We start from the raw sequence: 19,306 nt of genomic DNA, 5'->3' as shown, positions 1-19,306 counted from the left end.
TCCCTCTCCCTCGGTCTAGTCCCGGACCAGCGTCACCTGCGCAACCCAGATGCCACCGCCGCGAAACCCGCCTTCGCAATACATGAGATAATAGCGCCACAGATCGATGAAATGTCGATCGAATTCGGCGGGCAGCCGGCCCTCCGCAACCGCCGCATCGAACGCCTCGCGCCACAGCCGTAGCGTCTCGGCATAGTCGCCACCGAATTCCACGCGGTCTTCCCAGCGCAGCCCGTGCCGCTCGGCAATCGCGCGAAAGCGCGGCTCCGACAGCAGCATCCCGCCCGGGAACACATAGGTTTGGATGAAATCGACGTTGCGCGCGTAGGAATCGAAGATCGCGTCGTCGATCGCGATATACTGGATCGCCGCCCGCCCCCCGGGCTTCAGCACGCGGGCGATGGTCGCGAGATAGTCGGACCAGTAATCCTGTCCCACCGCCTCGACCATCTCGATACTCGCCACGGCGTCATAGGTCCCGATGACGTCGCGATAGTCGGTCAGCGACACATCGACCCCGCCCAGCCCCGCGCGCACCATCCGCGCCTCGACATGCGCCTTCTGCTCGGTCGACAGGGTGATGCCGTGCACCTGCCGCCCGGCCCGCGCGGCGAGTTCGACGAACGAGCCCCAGCCGCAGCCGATCTCGAGGATGCGTTCTCCCGGGAGCGTCCCTGTGCGCTCGAGAATCGCGGCGAGCTTGGCCTGCTGCGCCTCGGCGAGCGTCGCCGTGCCCGGCGCGAACAGCGCGCTCGAATAGGTCATGCTCGCGTCGAGCCAGGGCGCGTAGAAATCGTTTCCCAGGTCGTAATGATAGGCGATGTTGCGCCGCGACCCGGTGCGCGAATTGCGATGCAGCCAGTGCCAGAGGCGCTTGGCGAAGCGCATCGGTCCCCGCGCCCGTCCCGCCTCGCCCAGCGACGCGCGGTTGCGGACGAACAGGTCGAACAGCGGGACCGGGTCGGGGCTGGTCCACTCGCCCGCCTGCCACGCCTCGTACCATCCGGCCGACCCGCCAGTGGCGAGCCGCCACAGCGCGCGCCAGTTGCGGATTTCGACCACCGCTTCCGGACCCGGCCTGCGCCCGCCCAGCCGCCGTCGCATGCCACCCGGCAGCGTGGCGTCGATCGCGCCTTCGGAAAGGCCCGCGTCGATCCGATCGAGCAGTCTGCGTAACATGGGCGCAAGGACTGCCGGGAGCAGCCAGCCCTGCGGGGCCCGTCCAGCCTCGTCCCAGCCGTCCCGGCGGCCCCTATTGCGTGCCGGTGCATGCATCGCGGCGCAACAACCACGGCGCACCGAGTCGGGCAAGCGCCAAGTGACGCCGCCGCTCAGATTGCCCGACCGGCCTCCAGCGCTCGCTCGCGCGCCGCCTTGTGCGCGATGATCTTGCGCGGATAGTCGCGCGGCCGGCAATCATGTGCGTCGGGATCGTGAATCACATCATCGCCTAGCCGCTCGAGTTCGGGCACCCAGCGCCGGATATAGCCCGCCGCGTCGAACTTCTCTGATTGCGACAGCGGCGCCATGATCCGGCTCCACATGTTCGAATCGATTCCCGTGCCGGCGATCCATTGCCAGTTGACGCTGTTGTTGCCGTAATCGGCGTCGACCAGCGTGTCCCAGAACCAGCGCTCGCCTTCGCGCCAGTCGATCAGCAGATGCTTGATGAGAAAGCTTGCCGCGATCATCCGCACGCGGTTGTGCATCCACCCGGTCGCCCATAGCTGGCGCATCCCGGCATCGACGATCGGATAGCCGGTCCGCCCCTTCGTCCAAGCGTCGAACTCTTCGCGCACCGTCGACGAACGGAAATCGCGCCACGGCAGCGCGTCATATTTGTCCCGTGCATTGCGCGCCGCATAGTCGGGATATTGCAGGATCACATTCTGCGCATAGTCGCGCCAGGCGATCTCGCTCAGGAATATATCGACCGATCCGCCCGCGTCGGCGACCCTGTGCCAGACATAGGCGGGCGACACCTCGCCGAAATGGAGATGGGGCGACAGCCGCGAGCTTCCATCGATCGAGGGCAGGTTGCGCGTACGGTCATAGTCGCTCGCCGCGTCGACGAAAGCGGCGACCCGCTTGCGCGCGCCCGCTTCTCCGGGCTCCCAGTCGGAAAAGCCGCCCGCCCAATTGGGCTTGGTCGGCAACAGCTCCCAATCCTCCAGCCGATCCGACTCCGGCCAGCGCGATGGCGCCGGAATTTCACGCGGCCGGTTCGCCGGCTCGGCGGGTGGCATCCGTTCGCGCAGCGCGCGCCAGAAGGGGGTGTAGATCTTGTACGGATCGCCCGCGCCGGTCGTCACCGACCCGGGCGGGGCAAGGTAATTGCCGTCATGGCAGACCAGCTCCAACTGCTTCGCCACCGCTCGCTCGGCATTGCGCCACCACGGCTCGTAATGGCGAATGCAATGAATGCGCTGCGTCCCGACCTCGTCCGCCAGCGTCGTCAGCACCTCGTCCGACTTCCCGCGACGCAGGATCAGCCGCGAACCTTTCTCGCGCAGCGCCGCATCGAGGCTGGCAAGGCTATGGTGCAGCCACCACCTCGAAGCGCCGCCCATCGCGCGATGCTTGGGTGTCTCATCATCGAGAATATAGACCGGCACGACCGGCCCTTCGCCCGCGGCGGCGATCAGCGCCGCTTGGTCGGACAGCCGCAGATCGCGGCGAAACCACAGGATACTCGTCAATCGCCTTCCCCGGCCGGTGCAATCCGCACACTGATCCGGCTGCGCGTCATCTCGTTCCCGAACCGCTGGTCACCGATCAGGATGCTGCCGTCGGGCTGCGCCTCCGCAAAGGGCATCCGCGACCAGAAGAGGAAAGCGCGCACTGCGGGATCGCGCGCTGCCGCGGACGCGATGCGCGGATCGTCCATCCCGATCGGCGCAGGCGCGTCGGTCTCGAGTGCGAAGATCGACGGCAATACGCCATCGGCCATGTTGATCACCCGCCGCCCGCGCTTGCCCTCCCCGCGCCACAGCATCTCGCGCTGCCAGAAGGCGAGCGGCAGCGGGCTTGCGACCACGAGTTCCGGGGCGATCCCATAGGTTGCCCGCACCCAGGCCGCCGTCCGCGCTTCCGCCACACCGGTCAACACGCCGTTGCCAAGGATATAGGCCGAGAGCGCAGTCACCAGCACCCTGCCCCGCCGCCGCCAGTCCCCGCCCCGCCGGTCCGCCGCGCGCGACCAGAGATAGCCGCCGATCAGCATTGCCCACATCCACACGTCGATGATGAAGATGCTGTCGCCATGATACCAGGTCGACGAAAACGGCTCGAGCAGCCGGACGCCGTAATTGTTGAGCCAGTCGAACGCGGGATGGCTGAGCGTGCCGATGAACGCGAGCAACAGCAATTGCCACGGCCGTACCGGAGCACGCTTCTCCGGTCGCTTGCCGCGCCGCGCCTGCCACCGGTCGAAGCCGATCATCAGCCCGGCCAGCAGCACCGGCAGCACCACCATCGCGATCGGACCATGGGTCAGCCCACGCCGCATCTCGAGCGACTGGATGCCATAGACGGTGCACGCCGCATCGATATCGGGAATGTTCGCCGCGATGATCAGCGTCGGCATGCCCAAGCCCGACAGCCTCTTCAGCCCCGTCTGCCCCAGCGCAGCCCCGATCAGGCTGTGCGTCAGATTATCCATGCAGCAACCGCCCCCGCGCTATGCCTCACGCGGTTCCTTTTCGACCTGCCAGGTCTGACCTTTGCTCACCAGCTTCTGCAGGTCGGCGACCTTGCCTTCGCTCGCCGCCGCATTCTGTGCGATCACCGCGCTTTCGAAGGTGGGGGCGGGATCGTCATAGATCACGCCCAATGCCATCGGGAACGGCCCGAACGGCATCTCGACCAGCATATGCGCCAGGCTGCGGTTGGTCTGATCGTGCACCATCACCCCCGACACATCGCCATCGACGATATCGACGACCTTGAGCGTCAGTCGCTCGACATCGAGCGCCAGCCCCTTGGTCCCGCCGGCGAAGACCAGCGGCTGGCCGTGCTCGACCCACAGCTGGTGCCCGGCATTCGCCTTGTCGACGAACGGCGCGAACACGTCGGCATTGTAGACGATACAGTTCTGGAAGATCTCGACGAACGCGGCGCCCTGATGCGCGTGTGCCGCCTTCAGCACCGCGGGCAGATTCTTGTTCACGTCGATCCCGCGCGCGATGAACCGCGCGCCCGATCCCAGCGCGAATGCGCACGGCTTGGCCGGGTGATCCACCGACCCGAACGGGGTGGAGGGCGATCGGGTGCCCTCGCGCGAAGTCGGCGAATATTGCCCCTTGGTCAGGCCATAGATCTCGTTGTTGAACAGCAGGACCTGGCAATTCAGGTTCCGCCGCAGCAGATGCATCGTGTGATTGCCGCCGATCGACAGCCCGTCGCCGTCACCGGTAATGATCCACACGTCGAGGTCCGGATTGGCCAGCTTCACCCCGGTCGCCACCGCCGGAGCGCGGCCGTGGATGGTGTGAAAGCCATAGGTTTCCATGTAATAGGGAAAGCGCGACGAGCAGCCGATGCCGCTGACGAACACGGTATTCTCGGGCGTCGCCCCGATCTCCGGCATCGTGCGCTGCACCGCCTTCAGGATCGCATAGTCGCCGCATCCGGGGCACCAGCGGACCTCCTGATCGGTCTCCCAATCCTTGGGCGTCGAGGGCTTGATTGAGGTGATCTCGTTCATACAGCCGTCTCACGAAGTTCGGCCCGCAGCCGCCAGGTCGAAATGGATTGAGCGATGAAGAAGCCGGCGAAGGCGGCTCCAAACGCGAAATTGTCGGGGTCACCAAGTTTCAGCGCCAAGAGAACCAAGATCACCAGTCCGCCTGCTAATTCTAGAGCAGCAAGCTTGGCGACGCCGCGCTTGCCGTAGCCGCGTACGACAAGCTTTTCAGCATTGCGCCCGCGGATCGCCGCGCCCACCGGACTGAAGTCGAGAAGCATGCAAATCCCGAGCATGATTGCGAAAGCGTTCCAGACATTTTCTATCCAGATGGCCAAGACAAACGCCATCAATGCGCACGGAATCCAGACGAACATTGCCCAAGTCGGGTCGCCGACATTCAGCGAACCGGAGCCCGCCCGGTTCATGCCAAAGCCTCGATGGCGGCTTCGATCTCGTGGATACGGAACGGCTGGCCCGACACCTTGTTGAGCGGCTTGGCGTCGACCAGGAATTGGTCGCGCAACACCGTCTTGAGCTGCCCTGTGTTCATTTCCGGGACGAGGATGTGGGCGTAACCCTTTAGCAACTCGCCCAAATTCTTCGGCAGAGGCCAGATGTGGCGGATATGGATATGCGATACATCCAGCCCCTTGCGTCGCGCACGCCGCACCGCCTGGGTGATCGGGCCATAGGTGGATCCCCAGCCGACTACGACCAGCTTGCCGCCCGCCGCGCCCTGCTCGATCTCCTGATCGGGGACCTCGATGCCGGCGATCTTCGCCTGGCGCGTATCGGTCATCGTCTGGTGCGTAGCCGGCGAATAGTCGAGATTACCCGTCCCGGGCGCCTTCTCGATCCCGCCGATGCGGTGAAGAAGCCCCGGCGTCCCAGGCTTGACCCATGGGCGCGCGAGCTTCTCGTCGCGGGAATAGGGCAGGAACTTCGTGCCCTCGACCGGCGCCTCGGTATGGAACGCGACCGGGAAGGGCTTATAGCCCGCCATGTCCGGCACCTTCCACGGCTCGGCCGCATTCTGCAGATAGCCGTCGGTCAGCAGCATCACCGGCGTCATATATTGCGTCGCGATCCGCACCGCCTCGATCGCCACATCGAAGCAATCTGCGGCGGAGCGCGCGGCGATCACCGGCACCGGCGCGTCGCCATTGCGGCCATACACCGCCTGATACAGATCCGACTGCTCGGTCTTGGTCGGAAGACCCGTCGACGGGCCGCCGCGCTGCGCATTGACGATGATCAGCGGTAGCTCGGTCATGATCGCAAGACCGATCGCCTCCGTCTTGAGCGCGATCCCGGGCCCCGACGAGCAAGTGACGCCAAGACTGCCGGCATAGGACGCGCCCAGCGCCGATGCGACTGCGGCGATCTCGTCCTCAGCCTGAAAGGTGGTGACGCCGAATTCCTTCAAGCGCGCCAGATGATGCAGGATCGCCGAGGCAGGCGTGATCGGATAGCCGCCATAGAATAGTTTGAGGTTCGCCAGTTGCGCCCCCGCGACCAGCCCCATGCTGATCGAATCCGCACCCGTGACCGTCCGATACAGCCCCGGCTCGACCGGTGCCGCGGGAACGTGCAGCTGGCCGATGCCCTGCGCGCCCAGCTCGGCCGTTTCGCCATAGGCATGGCCGGCGTTGAGCGCGGCGATATTTGCCTCGGCCAGTTCGGGGGCCTTGGCGAACTTGGTCTTGAGCCAGTCGACCAACGGCGCACGATCGCGGTCGAACATCCAGAGTGCGAGCCCCAGCGTCCACATGTTCTTGCAGCGCAACGCTTCCTTGTTGCCCAGCCCGAACGGCTTCACCGCCTCCAGCGTCAGCTGAGAGATATTGAGCTTGAGCAGCTGCCATTTGGCCAGGCTGTCGTCCTCGAGCGGGTTCGCCTCGTACTTCGCCTTGTCCAGGTTGCGCTTGTTGAACTCGCCCGCGTCGGCGATGATCAGCCCACCGGGCTTCAGGTCGCCGACATTGGTCTTGAGCGCCGCGGGGTTCATCGCCACCAGCACGTCGGGCGCGTCGCCAGCGGTCTCGATCGCCGCCGATCCGAAATTGATCTGAAAGGCCGAAACGCCGAACAGCGTCCCCTGCGGTGCGCGGATCTCGGCAGGAAAATCGGGGAAGGTCGCGAGGTCATTGCCGGCAAGCGCGGTGGAAAGCGTGAACTGCCCTCCGGTCAGCTGCATTCCGTCGCCGCTATCCCCGGCAAATCGGACGACCACCGCTTCAGGTGGCGGATTGGCGGAAGCCTCTTCGGGCGTGACCTGATGGGCGGCTGTTGCCATTCAGTCTCTTCCTGCAATGTCTCTCCACCCTCTACGCATCGGGGCGGTTCTGCAGAAGGTAGAATGATGCCGGGCGGTTGCAACCGCTTCTTTCGGCGCGCCGGTTACAGCAGGCGTTCGATGTCGTCCGCGATATCGGCAGGCTTGGTCTGCGGTGCATAGCGTTCCACCACCTTGCCGTCGCGGTCGATCAGGAACTTGGTGAAGTTCCACTTGATCCCCTCGGTCCCGAACAGGCCGGGCGCCGCGCTCTTGAGATGGCGAAAGATCGGCGCGGCATCGGCGCCGTTCACGTCGACCTTGCCGAACACCGGAAAAGTCACGTCATAGGTCAGCGAACAGAAATTCGCGATCTCCTCCGCGTCGCCCGGCTCCTGCGCGCCGAACTGGTTGCAGGGGAACCCCAGCACCTCAAATCCGCGATCGCCATAGCGCCGGTGCAGCGCCTCCAGCCCTTCATATTGCGGCGTAAATCCGCATTTGGATGCGACATTGACGATCAGCAGCACCTTGCCCGCCTGATCGGCCAGCGTCGTCTGGGTGCCGTCCGCGGCGGTGACGGGAAGATCGGTGATTTCACTCATATCGTCTCCATATTCCGCGATCACGTCGAAGGTGGCGCTATTCGCTGATATCCTCCGGCCGAACGACGCCATATACTGCCTTGAAAGAAATCAGGCCGCCACCGGAATCCTCTGCGAACGCGGGGAATCGGCTGTCCATCGCATTGTCGCGGTTGTCACCTAGCAGAAACAACTTGCTGGCAGGCACGCGCACTGGCGGCGTGTCGTCGCCATTCGTCGGCCCCTGATCGAGCACCCGGTGCGCCGCGAGCCCAGGTAGTTGTTCCGATCGGACAACAAGCGTCGCGCCGTCGATTTCCATGGTGCCTACGCTAGCTTGCGGCACGGGCTTGCCGTTGAGGACGACCTGTCCGCGGCGCATTTCGACTGTGTCCCCGGGCAAACCAACCACCCGCTGGATCCACATCATGTCGCCTACGTAAAACGCAACGATGTCGCCACGTTTGAGCTCTTCTGCAGACGCGCGTCGTGCTGTCAGACGGACGCCCGAACGCACGGTCGGCGCCATGCTCTCCGACGCAGACCGCAGAAACTTCCACGGCATCGATCGTTCTAAATCGCCGCGCGCGATGGTGATGGCCCCAACCGCCGCCACGGCGAGCACGACCGCACCGCCGATGCCCGCCGGAACCGTCCACCATTTCACTCCAGCAGGCCTTCGTGCAGCCGCACGACACGGTCCATCCGTGCCGCCAGCCGCTCGTTATGCGTCGCGATCAGCGCTGCGGCACCCTCTCCTCGGACCAGCCGCAGGAATTCGGCCAGCACGACGTCGGCGGTCTTCTCGTCCAGATTGCCGGTCGGCTCGTCCGCCAGCACCAGGGCGGGGCGATTGGCGAGCGCGCGCGCAACCGCCACGCGCTGCTGCTCGCCGCCCGACAACTGGCTTGGCCGGTGCGTGAGCCGTGCGCCCAGCCCCAGCGCGGTCAGCAACGCCTCCGACCGCGCGCGCGCATCGGCGAAGGTCGCGTTCTGGATCAGCTGCGGCAGCTCGACATTCTCGATCGCATCGAAATCGGGCAGCAGGTGGTGGAACTGATAGACGAAGCCCAGCTTGTCCCGCCGCGTGACGGTCCGCGCGTGGCTCTCCAGCTTGCCGACCTCAATGCCCGAAATGCGGATCGACCCCTCGAACCCACCCTCGAGCAACCCGACCGCCTGCAGCAGCGTCGACTTGCCCGATCCGGACGGGCCGAGCAGCGCGACGATCTCGCCCGGGGCGATGGACAGATCGATGCCGCGCAGCACCTCGATCGTCGTATCGCCCTGCGTGAAGGCGCGGCGCAGGCCCTGGGTCTGGAGAACCGCCTCACTCATAGCGCAGCACCTGCACGGGATCGGTGCTCGCCGCCTTGAACGCGGGATAGAGCGTGGCGAGGAAGCTGAAGATCAGCGCCATCAGCGCGATGCCCGCCACCTCGACCGGATCGGTCTTCGCGGGCAATTCGGTAAGGTAGCGCATCGACGGGTCCCAGATCTCCTGCCCGGTCACGAAGCCGAGGAAGCTCAGCACCGCATGCCGGAAATAGAGCAGGATGAAGCCGAGGATCAGCCCGGCCAGGATGCCGAGCGACCCGATCGTCGTGCCCACCGTCACGAAAATCTTGATCAGGCCGGACCGCGTCGCCCCCATCGTGCGCAGGATCGCGATGTCGCGCGTCTTGGCGCGCACCAGCATGATCAGCGACGACAGGATGTTGAACACCGCGACCAGGATCAGGATCGACAGCACGGTGAAGGTCACCAGCCGATCGACCGCCAGCGCTTCGAACAGCGTCGCATTGAGCGTGCGCCAGTCGGTCAGTTCCCCGACGCCCGCCACCTTTTCGCGCAGCGGCGCCAGGATCTCGCCCACCCTGTCCGGGTCCTGCGTATCGATTTCGACGATCCCGACCGAATCGCCCATCAGCAACAGCGTCTGCGCGTCCTGCATCGGCATGACCACGAACGCCTTGTCATAGTCGTAGACGCCGACTTCGAAGATCGCGGCGATGCGATAGGATACGATGCGCGGCACCGTGCCGAATGGCGTCGAGGGTCCCTGCGGGCTGATCAGCGACACGCTGCTCCCCAGCGACGCGCCGAGCGTGCTCGCGAGGCGCGACCCCACCGCGACGCATTCGCATCCCGGCTTCAGTTCGGCGAGCGACCCCAGCACGACGTTGCGGTTGAGCGTCGGATTCTGCCGGATATCCTCGCCGTTCATGCCCCGCACCAGTACGCCTTCGACGCGGCCCTGGAAGCCGGCCATCAGCGGCTGTTCGATCAGCGGGGTGGCGCTGACCACGCCCGGCGTCTTGCGCGACTCGGCGACGATCTCCCGCCAGTCGCGCAACTGCCCGCCATAGCCCTGGATCACCGCATGCCCGTTCAGGCCGACGATCTTGTCGAACAGCTCGGCGCGAAAGCCGTTCATCACGCTCATCACGATGACCAACGCGGCAACGCCCAGCATCACCGCGACCAGGCTGATCGACGCGACGAGGAAGATGAACGCCTCCCCCCGCCCTGGCAGCAGGTAGCGGCGCGCGATCATCCGTTCATATCGGGAAAGCAACATAGGGCGCGGTGTTAGGGCGCGGCGCGGGTGGGCGCAATCGCGCTGTTGCCAAATAAACACAGGCTGAACGCAAAGAGTCCCGTGGGCCGCATCGACCGGTGACAAGCGCCCGGCATGCTCCTAGCAAAGCCTCACGAAGCAATGGCAATGGCCGTGGTTCGGGGAGGCGCTTTCAGCCCCGTCTGTAAAAGACGCGCGGGCGATAGTGGCCACTTAAGGGGGCTGACGAGGCATCGTCACGCAGGCGCCCGGGTCGGAAACGGCCCGGGCGTTTGGCATTTCTGGCGGTTGCCCACGCGTTCTTCACACAAGCCAATACAGCATATCGGGGCTGCCCCCGGTTGGCCGCCATGGCCAGTCGGGGAGGAAGCCGCAGGAGCCATCGCGACCCCCTCCCCGTTCGGCAACGTCCCGCCCCGGTGATACACACCGGGGCGCGTCGCCGAAGTCGCGTCAGAAGCTGAAGCTCAGCGTCCCGCCCCAGGTGCGCGGATCGCCGACATTGCCCGCGATCAGCCCGGTATTGCCCGGCGTGGTCGCGAGGACGTCGAAATACTCGACGTCGAAGGCGTTGCGGACCCAGGCGAACACGTTGATCCCGTCATCGGTGCGGAATCCGAGCCGGAAGTTGGTCAGCGCGTACCCATCGATATCGGTGTAGATCGAGCGCGAGGCGTTGGACGAGAATTTGGAGCGCGTGTTCGCGTCCACGCCCAGATACACCTCGCCCGACTTGCCCAGGATTGATGCCGGCTGGTTCGCCTCGCCGCCGAACGAGAACGCCCAGTTTGAGATGCCCGGCAGCCACTGGCCCGAAATGTCGCACGCGATCGGGCTGTTGGTACCCGGCGTTCCGGGCTGGCCGATCACGGCGCCGCTTCCCCCGCCGGACAGCTCGGGTGGGCATGGAGCGTTGGTGAACTCGACATATTCGTGATCGGTATAGGCGCCGTTGACATAGAGGCTAAGCCGCTCGCTCGGCCGGAGCGAGAAATCCGCCTCTACGCCGCGCACCCGCACCTCACCGGCATTGGCGAGATAGCCGCGCAGCGTGGAGTTGGCGCCGTCATTGACCAGTGCCTGGTAATCCTTGATCGCGGTCCAGAAGCCGGTGACGTTGAGCGTCGCCTTGCGATCCCAGAATTGCGACTTCACCCCCAACTCGAAATGATCGACCTGCTCGGGCTTCACCTGCGCGAACTGGGTCTGCGGCACGCCGCCGACGACCGGAACGCCATTCAGGTTGAGCCCGCCCGATTTGAAGCTGTGGGCATAGGTCGCATAGAGCAGCACGTCGCGCGACGGCTTGTACGACGCGGTGAGGTCGTAGGAGACGTTCCACGCGCGATACGCCTCGTCGACGAACGCCTGCGGCTGCAGCGCGGCGCGCTGTTCCACCTGGCGCGGCGTGCCGCCCGTTGCCGGGACCAGCACGCCCTGCCCGTCGCGCACGATGCTGACATAGCTCCCGACCTTGTCGTCATAGTTCAGCCGTATCCCGGGCGAGAGGGTCAGCCTGTCGGTCAGCCTCCAGTTGAGCTTGCCGAACAGCGCGCCACTGAAATTCTTCAGCCGGATGTCGTTCGACGCGGTCAGTCCGTCGAGCACCGTCGGGTCGTTCGACAACGGGTTGCTCGGGTTGATCAGCCACCGGCTCGCCGCCGGACCCTGACGCTGCGTCCCGGTGGTGTGGATGTCCTGATAGAAGGCGAACGCGCCGATCACATAGTCGAACCCGGCCCCATCGCCGGCATAGCGGAACTCCTGCGTGAACTGGTCCTGCCGCGTCGGATTCTGCGAAAGCGTGGTGATGGGGAGGCCGGTGAAATCGCGATCGTTCGCGGGCAGCCAGTCCCAGAAGCGCCACGCAGTCACCGACGTCAGCGTGCCCTGCCCCAGATCGAGCTCGCCACGTAGCGACACGCCGCCCAGCGTGTTGGTCGCATTGAGATCGGCATCGACATCGGTCAGCCGGTCGAACGGGTTGGTACTCGGCACCGCATAGCCGAACGCCGCGGTCAGCGCCGGATATTGCCGCGCCGCCGCGCGCTGGGTGGGGCCGTAGCGGACATAGATCTGCGCGCAGCATTCGGGATCTTGCCGGTTGTAGTCCGCACTCAGCGTCAGATCGAGCGAATCGCTGGCGCGCCACAGGATCGCGCCGCGCAGGCCGAGATTGTCCTGCTCGTTCACGTAATTGCCGGTCGCGACGTTATATACTGTGCCGCGACGGCTGGTGGTCGCGACGCCGAATCGCGCCGCTACCGTCTCGCCCAGCGGGCCCGAAATCGACGCCTTAGCCTGTTTGAACCCCAGATTGCCCAGGCTCACCTCGGCGCGGCCTTCGAAATCGAAGCTCGGCGGCTTCGATGTGATGCTGATCGCGCCTGCCACGGTGTTCTTGCCATACAGCGTACCCTGCGGCCCGCGCAGCGTCTCGACCTGCTGCACGTCGAGGAAATCGAGCGTCGCCACCGCGACGCGGCTGAAATAGACCTGGTCGATATAGACGCCGACGCCTTGGTCGATACCGTCATTGGTCAGGCCGAGCGGCGCGCCCAGACCGCGGATATTGACCGACGAGTTGCGCGGATTGGTCGAATAGAATTGCAGCGTCGGCTGCAGCTGCGCGAGGCGCGCGACGTTGAAGCTTCCGGTGTTGTCCAGCTCCTTCACCCCCACGACCGAAATCGGGATCGGCACGTCCTGTGCCTGTTCGCTGCGGCGCCGGGCGGTGACGACGATCTCGGAGGCCACCGAGCTGCGCTGAACATCTTCTTCGCTGCGCCCGGTTTCGCCCGGAACGGTGGCCGGGGCGGTTTCCTGCACGGTCAGATCTGCACCGTCCTGCGCGACGATCGGCGCGGCAGAGGAGAGCAGTAACAGCGATAGCGAGGTCAGGCTCATTCGAAGCTTCCTTTCCGGTAATGCGCCTTTAAACTCCACTTGTTCGATGGGTTTTAACCAGACAGGAAATCTATTCCTATCGCATTGGTGGGCTTTACGCCGCGATTTTGTCTCCACTCGCCGCTCTTGAAAGCCGCCTCGCAGTTCCCAAATCACAATCGTTCGGTGCCGACAGGGCCGGACGGACTTGGCATCGCGGATGATCCGGATGCCGCAAGACGTTGAAATTGCTCATTGGAGGATTACGCTATGCGTCAGATCGACTTGACCCCCTTCCGCCGCTCGACGATCGGCTTCGACCGGCTCTTCGACATGCTCGAAGCGACCGCGCGCCAGTCCAGCAGCGAGAACTACCCCCCCTTCAATCTCGAACGAATCTCGGACGACCGCTATCGCATCACGATCGCCGTCGCCGGCTTCAAGGCCGACGAGATCGAGATCACCGCGCAGCAGAACCTGCTGCTGGTCGCCGGCCGCAAGGCGGAATCGCAGGACAATGAAGCCGCGCAGATGCTGCATCTCGGCATCGCCAATCGCGGGTTCGAGCGGCGCTTCGAGCTCGCCGACTTCGTCCGTGTTCAGTCGGCCGATCTCAATGACGGGCTGCTCGTGATCGAGCTCGTCCGCGAGGTTCCCGAAGCGATGAAGCCGAAGAAGATCGCCATCGGCAGCGGCAGCGCCAGCGAAGCAACTGCGATCGAACATCGCGACGTCGCCTGAGGCACCCCCGGCGGCGCGCTGACCCCTTGCGCGTCGCCAAAGCGGGGCGCCCGGACCATCAGGTTCCGGGCGCCCTTTTTCGTATCCGAGCTAGGTTCGTGCTTAGACGAGCCGCGACTGACGCACCGCCGCTTCGATGAAGCTGGCGAACAGCGGGTGTGGATCGAACGGCTTGGACTTGAGCTCCGGGTGGAACTGCACGCCGACGAACCAGGGGTGGTCGGGCCGCTCGACGATCTCGGGCAGCATCCCGTCGGGCGACATGCCCGAAAACACCAGCCCGCCCGCCTCGAGCCGCTCGCGATAGCCGGTATTCACCTCATAGCGATGCCGGTGCCGTTCGCTGATCGCCTCGTCGCCATAGATCGACGCGACCACCGAATTACCGTCGAGTTTCGCGGGATACGCGCCCAGTCGCATCGTGCCGCCCAGATCGCCGCCCTCTTCGCGCTTCTCGATCCCGTCCGCGCTCATCCATTCGGTAATGATGCCGACCACCGGCTCCGGGGTGGGGCCGAATTCGGTCGAGGACGCATTGTCGATCCCGGCCAGATTTCGCGCGCCCTCGACGCACGCCATCTGCATCCCGAAACAAATGCCGAAATAGGGGACCTTGCGCTCGCGCGCGAAGCGGACGCTGGCGATCTTGCCTTCCGCCCCGCGCGATCCGAACGCGCCGGGCACCAGGATCGCGTGGCACGGCTCCAGATTGGCCGCCACTTCGGCATCGTCGCCCTTCTCGAACAGTTCGGCGTCGATCCAGCGGATGTTGACCTTCACCTTGTTGGCGATGCCGCCATGCACCAGCGCTTCGTTGAGCGACTTGTACGCGTCGGGAAGGCCGACATATTTGCCGACGACGCCAACCGTCACCTCGCCCTCGGGGTTGAACAGGCGATCGGTGATGTCGGTCCAGCGCGACAGATTAGGCGCCGCGCCCGGCTCGATGCCGAACGCGCGCAGCACTTCACCGTCCAGACCCTCGGCATGATATTGCAGCGGCACGGCATAGATGCTCGGCGCGTCGAGCGCCGGAATCACCGCGCTCGCTGGCACGTTGCAGAATTGCGCGATCTTCGCCCGCTCGCTCGCCGGCAGCGGCTGTTCGCAGCGGCAGACCAGCACATCGGGCTGCACGCCCAGCGACGCCAGCTCGCGGACGCTGTGCTGCGTCGGCTTGGTCTTCAGCTCGCCCGCCGCCTTGATATAGGGCACCAGCGTCACGTGCACGCTGATCGACCGGCCGCGCCCCAGCTCGTTCTTCAGCTGGCGGATCGCCTCGATGAACGGCAGCGATTCGATGTCGCCGACCGTGCCCCCGATCTCGCACAGCACGAAATCGAGATCCTCGGTCTCCGCCTGGGCGAAGTCCTTGATCGCGTCGGTCACGTGCGGAATCACCTGGACGGTCGCACCGAGATAGTCGCCGCGGCGCTCGCGCTCGATGATCGTCTTGTAGATCCGGCCCGACGTGATGTTGTCCGACTGGCGGCTGGCGACCCCGGTGAAGCGCTCATAATGGCCAAGGTCGAGATCGGTCTCGGCCCCATCGTCGGTCACATAGACCTCGCCATGCTGATAGGGCGACATCGTGCCCGGATCGACGTTGAGATAGGGGTCGAACTTGCGAATGCGCACCTTGTAGCCGCGCGCTTGCAGCAGCGCGGCGAGGCTGGCGGCCATCAGGCCCTTGCCAAGCGAGGAGACCACGCCGCCGGTGATGAAAATATACCGCGTCATGGGAGTCACCGCTTATCCTTCAAGCACAAGTTGGGGCAAGCGCCCGACTCCGGACGCCGCCAAATAAAATTTCGTCGGAAGCTTAGTTGGCGAGCGGGACGGCGCTGTTGTCCGCCGGAGCCGCCGGAGAAGCGGTCGGCTGCGTCGCCGGAACGGTCGCAGGTGCCGTCTGCGAAGGCGGGGCCGCTACACGGCTCGTGTCGATCTCGCTGCTCCCGCGCGTCGCCGCCAGAACGGCGAGCGTGATGCTCATGACGACAAACAGGCCAGCCAGCGTCGCAGTCGCGCGAGTCAGGAAATTGGCCGCACCGCGTGCCGACATCAGGCCCGACGGGCTACCACCCGACGTCAGGCCGCCGCCTTCGGACTTCTGCATCAGGATTACTGCGACCAGCAGAAACGCGATGATGGCATGAACGACGAGGAGGAAGGTGAACAGCATGTCGGCCTTTCGGGGGAAAGCGGCCACATAGTGAACCCGCGCCGATCGATCAACCGTCCATGAACTCTCAACTTGCCCGTTGGACGGCCAGATCGTCGCGCGAACGCAACATTTCCCGGCGCACCTGAAACCCTAATGCATTCGAAACGTTCATGTCGCAGGTGGCTCGGGGTTCTTCCGGGCGTGTAACGGATTAACGGGTAGCTGCGATGAACGCGATCATGGACCACTCGCTCGACCACTGGAAATCGACATTGATCGATTATGTCCGTTCGGGCGAACCCGATCTGACCAATCGTCAGATGGCGCTGATGCTGCTCGTCTATCTCGATTCCGGCCCGCACACCGTTCGTGGTCTGGCCCGCGCGTTGAACGTGTCGAAGCCGGTCGTCACACGCGCCTTGAACAGATTGGGCGCCCTCGGCTATCTGCGCCGCCAGCGTGACGAGACCGACAAGCGGAACATCTTCGTCGCGCGCACACCTGAAGGGGCGGACTTTCTTGCAGAATTCGGACAATTCGTCAGCGGCGAAAGCGGCGTCGGCTCAAGCCTCGGACGCTCCGTTCCGGCGTAACCGATTCGCGCTGACGGGCCGCTCGGTCGCGATCGACCCGTTGACCCAGGCCGCGCGCCGCGACCTTGCCGACATTCGCCTGGCGGACCGCGTGTTCGCGCCGCATTACGCCGCTCCCGCACTTCACACCGTCTCGGTCCCGACGTCGTTGCGCGCGGACCGCTCCGACGACGCCGAATTGCTTGCGACGCTCGCTACGGGCGACATCTTCGAAGTCCTCGAAGTCTCGGGCGGCCTCGCCTGGGGCCGCGCTCCCGGCGTCGGCAAGGTCGGCTATGTCGCCGCTTCGGATCTGGGAATCGCGGCATGACGGTATCGGTCTTCATCGACGGCGCCGCCGGCACCACCGGCCTCGAAATCCGCGAGCGCCTAGCGGGACGTGACGAGATCGCGCTGATCGCGCTCGACGACGCGCAGCGCAAGGACGCGAAGAAGCGCGCCGAAGCCCTCAACGCCGCCGATTTCGTCATCCTGTGCCTGCCCGACGATGCGGCGCGGGAGGCGGTTGCGCTGATCGACAATCCGCGCACGCGCGTGATCGATGCGTCGACCGCACATCGCGTCGCCGATGGCTGGACCTATGGCTTTCCCGAGCTCGAGCCCGCCCAGGCACAGCTGATCGCCGACGCACCACGCGTGTCCAATCCCGGTTGCTGGCCGACCGGATTTCTCGCGCTCGTCCGTCCGCTCGTCCGGGCCGGACTCGTCCCGCCCGAATGGTCGATCAGCGCAGGCGGCGCTTCGGGCTATTCGGGCGGCGGCAAGGCGATGATCGCCGAGTTCGAAGACGGAACCGAGACGACGGGCTTCCGCGCCTACGGCCTCGATCTCGACCACAAGCATCTGCCCGAAATGCAGAAGCACGCGCGCATGGAGCATCCGCCGATCTTCCTGCCCGCGGTCGCCCGCGCCTATCGCGGCATGCTGATCGAAGTGCCGCTGGCGCTCTACTATCTCCCGCGCAAGCCTTCGCCCGCGCAAATCGCCCAGGTCCTCGCGGACGCATATCGCGATTCGCCGGTCGTCCGCGTGGTCGAGGATGATGGCGAAACCCGTATAGTGCGGCTGGAGGAGGATGCGGGCTCCGACCGGCTATCGATCCGCGTATTCGGCAGCCTGGATCGCAACCATGCCCGGCTGATCGCCACGCTCGATAATCTCGGCAAGGGCGCGGCCGGCGCCGCGGTGCAGAATCTCAACATCATGGCCGGGTTCGACCAGACCGCGGGGCTGGTGCTTTAGCGCCACATAGGTATGCGCGCTTCGCAACGCGTACATCCGCTGCTAGGGCGGCGGCGACTGGATATTGGGAGGATCGATGCGACAGCCTTTCGGCAAGCTGCTGCTGTTCGGAGCCACGGGCGACCTGGCCCAGCGGATGCTGATCCCCTCGCTCTACGGCCTTCACGCGGATCAACTGCTGCCCGAAGGTCTGACGATCACCGGCACTGCGCGGTCAACGCTGTCAGATGCCGACTATCGCGACTTCTGCGCCAAGGCGCTGGAAACCTATTTGCCGGAGGACCGCAAGGACCCTGCGGCGATCGCCAGCTTCCTCGATCGCGTGCAGTATCAGCCGCTCGACGCCTCGACGATCGAGGGGTTCGACGAACTCGCGACCAAGCTCGGCGATATTTCCGGCGGCCTCGCCATCTTCCTGTCGACCGCACCCAAGCTGTTCGAACCGACGATCAAGGGTCTCGCCTCGGCCGGGCTTGCGGGTGAGAATGTTCGCATCGGGCTCGAAAAGCCGCTCGGCACCGACCTGCCCTCCAGCTGCGAGATCAACGACGCGGTAGCCTCCGTCTTCCCCGAAGAGCGCACCTTCCGGATCGACCATTATCTGGGCAAGGAAACCGTCCAGAACATCCTCGCGCTGCGCTTCGGCAATGCGCTGTTCGAGCCGATCTGGAACGCGACGGGGATCGACCATGTCGAGATCACCGTCAGCGAGACCGTCGGGCTCGAGGGGCGTGCCGGCTATTACGACGATGTCGGCGCGCTGCGCGACATGGTCCAGAACCACATCCTCCAGCTGCTCGCGCTGATCGCGATGGAGCCCCCTGCCCGCTTCGACGGTACCGCGATCCGCGACGAGAAGGTCAAGGTCCTGCGCTCGCTGCGCCCGGTCGCGGGCCAGGACGCCGCGAACCTCACGGTCACCGGCCAGTATACCGGCGGCGCGTCGACCGGAAAGATCGTCGCGGGCTATGCCGAGGAGTTGGAAAAGCCCTCGCGCACCGAAACCTTCGTCGCGATCAAGGCGCATATCGACAACTGGCGCTGGCAGGGCGTGCCCTTCTACCTGCGCACCGGCAAGCGCATGACCGAGCGCCGCAGCGAGATCGTCGTGCAGTTCAAGCCGGTCCCGCACTCGATCTTCGCCGAGCGCGGCGGCGTGCTTCAGTCGAACACGCTGATCATTCGCATCCAGCCCGAGGAATATGTGCGCCTGCTCGTCATGGCGAAGGAGCCCGGCCTCGACCGCGAAGGCATCCGCCTGCGCGAAGTGCCGCTCAACCTCAGCCTCGACACCGAATTTGCGGGGACACGTCGCCGCATCGCCTATGAGCGGCTGTTGCTTGACCTGATCGAGGGCGACCCCACCTTGTTCGTGCGTCGCGACGAGGTCGAGGCGCAATGGGCCTGGATCGATGCGATCCGCGAAGGCTGGGACATGGCCGACGTCAAGCCCAAGCCCTATGCCTCGGGCACCTGGGGTCCCTCCGCCGCGATCGCGCTCACCGAACGCGACGGCGTGACCTGGAACGAATAACGCCCCCTCCCGCTTACTG

At 65.2% G+C, this 19,306-nt stretch carries 18 protein-coding genes; 5 read left to right on the top strand and 13 right to left on the bottom strand.

The features are described 5' to 3' along the window. Positions 1–15: 15 nt before the first annotated feature. The 11 genes from ABS767_RS13525 to ABS767_RS13475 all read right to left on the bottom strand — a co-directional run bounded on the left by ABS767_RS13525 (position 16) and on the right by ABS767_RS13475 (position 13,034). Positions 16–1,275, bottom strand: coding sequence for a class I SAM-dependent methyltransferase (locus ABS767_RS13525; protein ID WP_408079216.1), 1,260 nt, complete (start codon positions 1,273–1,275; stop codon positions 16–18). A 56-nt stretch (positions 1,276–1,331) separates the two neighbouring features. After that, positions 1,332–2,699, bottom strand: coding sequence for a cryptochrome/photolyase family protein (locus tag ABS767_RS13520; RefSeq protein WP_408079214.1), 1,368 nt, complete (start codon positions 2,697–2,699; stop codon positions 1,332–1,334). Then, positions 2,696–3,661: a metal-dependent hydrolase gene (locus ABS767_RS13515; protein WP_408079212.1), complete on the bottom strand. Its 966-nt coding sequence runs from the start codon at positions 3,659–3,661 to the stop codon at positions 2,696–2,698. Before ABS767_RS13515 ends, ABS767_RS13520 begins: the two co-directional genes overlap by 4 nt. 18 nt (positions 3,662–3,679) lie before the next feature. Further along, a complete protein-coding gene (locus ABS767_RS13510) occupies positions 3,680–4,705 on the bottom strand; it encodes a 2-oxoacid:ferredoxin oxidoreductase subunit beta (protein ID WP_408079210.1) in 1,026 nt (341 codons plus the stop codon). Then, complete coding sequence (locus ABS767_RS13505) at positions 4,702–5,112, bottom strand: hypothetical protein (protein WP_408079208.1); 411 nt, start codon at positions 5,110–5,112, stop codon at positions 4,702–4,704. Before ABS767_RS13505 ends, ABS767_RS13510 begins: the two co-directional genes overlap by 4 nt. Continuing rightward, positions 5,109–6,983: a 2-oxoacid:acceptor oxidoreductase subunit alpha gene (locus ABS767_RS13500; protein ID WP_408079206.1), complete on the bottom strand. Its 1,875-nt coding sequence runs from the start codon at positions 6,981–6,983 to the stop codon at positions 5,109–5,111. Before ABS767_RS13500 ends, ABS767_RS13505 begins: the two co-directional genes overlap by 4 nt. Positions 6,984–7,087: 104 nt before the next feature. Continuing rightward, positions 7,088–7,567 carry a glutathione peroxidase gene (locus ABS767_RS13495; RefSeq protein WP_408079204.1) on the bottom strand — a complete coding sequence of 160 codons (480 nt, stop codon included), beginning with the start codon at positions 7,565–7,567 and terminating at the stop codon, positions 7,088–7,090. Positions 7,568–7,604: 37 nt separating this feature from the next. After that, complete coding sequence (gene lepB, locus ABS767_RS13490) at positions 7,605–8,213, bottom strand: signal peptidase I (protein ID WP_408079202.1); 609 nt, start codon at positions 8,211–8,213, stop codon at positions 7,605–7,607. Then, a complete protein-coding gene (locus tag ABS767_RS13485; RefSeq protein WP_408079200.1) occupies positions 8,210–8,884 on the bottom strand; it encodes an ABC transporter ATP-binding protein in 675 nt (224 codons plus the stop codon). Before ABS767_RS13485 ends, lepB begins: the two co-directional genes overlap by 4 nt. Beyond that, positions 8,877–10,127, bottom strand: coding sequence for a lipoprotein-releasing ABC transporter permease subunit (locus ABS767_RS13480; RefSeq protein WP_408079198.1), 1,251 nt, complete (start codon positions 10,125–10,127; stop codon positions 8,877–8,879). Before ABS767_RS13480 ends, ABS767_RS13485 begins: the two co-directional genes overlap by 8 nt. Before the next feature lie 453 nt (positions 10,128–10,580). Beyond that, the gene (locus ABS767_RS13475) at positions 10,581–13,034 is read right to left on the bottom strand and encodes a TonB-dependent receptor (RefSeq protein ID WP_408079196.1); all 2,454 of its coding nucleotides are present in this window, start codon (positions 13,032–13,034) and stop codon (positions 10,581–10,583) included. A 249-nt stretch (positions 13,035–13,283) separates the two neighbouring features. On the opposite strand from ABS767_RS13475, the gene ABS767_RS13470 reads away from it, so the two are divergent. Further along, entirely contained in the window at positions 13,284–13,754 is a 471-nt protein-coding gene (locus tag ABS767_RS13470) for an Hsp20 family protein (protein ID WP_408079194.1), read from the top strand. Between the two features lie 102 nt (positions 13,755–13,856). On the opposite strand, the gene ABS767_RS13465 is transcribed toward ABS767_RS13470, so the two are convergent. Then, positions 13,857–15,494 (bottom strand): CTP synthase, encoded by a 1,638-nt coding sequence (locus ABS767_RS13465; protein WP_408079192.1) that lies wholly within the window; start codon positions 15,492–15,494, stop codon positions 13,857–13,859. An 82-nt stretch (positions 15,495–15,576) separates the two neighbouring features. Next, positions 15,577–15,933, bottom strand: coding sequence for a preprotein translocase subunit SecG (gene secG, locus ABS767_RS13460; RefSeq protein ID WP_408079731.1), 357 nt, complete (start codon positions 15,931–15,933; stop codon positions 15,577–15,579). Positions 15,934–16,145: 212 nt separating this feature from the next. Between secG and ABS767_RS13455 the strand changes: the two genes are divergently transcribed. The 4 genes from ABS767_RS13455 (at position 16,146) to zwf (ending at position 19,287) form a co-directional block, all read left to right on the top strand. Continuing rightward, positions 16,146–16,511 carry a MarR family transcriptional regulator gene (locus ABS767_RS13455; protein ID WP_408079190.1) on the top strand — a complete coding sequence of 122 codons (366 nt, stop codon included), beginning with the start codon at positions 16,146–16,148 and terminating at the stop codon, positions 16,509–16,511. A gap of 40 nt (positions 16,512–16,551) precedes the next feature. Further along, a complete protein-coding gene (locus tag ABS767_RS13450) occupies positions 16,552–16,821 on the top strand; it encodes an SH3 domain-containing protein (RefSeq protein ID WP_408079188.1) in 270 nt (89 codons plus the stop codon). Beyond that, positions 16,818–17,753 (top strand): N-acetyl-gamma-glutamyl-phosphate reductase, encoded by a 936-nt coding sequence (gene argC / locus ABS767_RS13445; RefSeq protein WP_408079186.1) that lies wholly within the window; start codon positions 16,818–16,820, stop codon positions 17,751–17,753. The genes ABS767_RS13450 and argC overlap by 4 nt, the downstream gene beginning before the upstream one ends. Positions 17,754–17,829: 76 nt before the next feature. Next, positions 17,830–19,287 carry a glucose-6-phosphate dehydrogenase gene (gene zwf, locus ABS767_RS13440; protein WP_408079184.1) on the top strand — a complete coding sequence of 486 codons (1,458 nt, stop codon included), beginning with the start codon at positions 17,830–17,832 and terminating at the stop codon, positions 19,285–19,287. The last annotated feature ends 19 nt before the right edge of the window (positions 19,288–19,306 follow it).

The sequence above is a fragment of the Sphingomonas plantiphila genome (assembly GCF_046000505.1).
GTDB lineage: Bacteria > Pseudomonadota > Alphaproteobacteria > Sphingomonadales > Sphingomonadaceae > Sphingomonas > Sphingomonas plantiphila.
The sequence above is the reverse complement of the archived record's forward strand: the minus strand, read 5'-3'. Positions and strand labels throughout refer to the sequence as shown.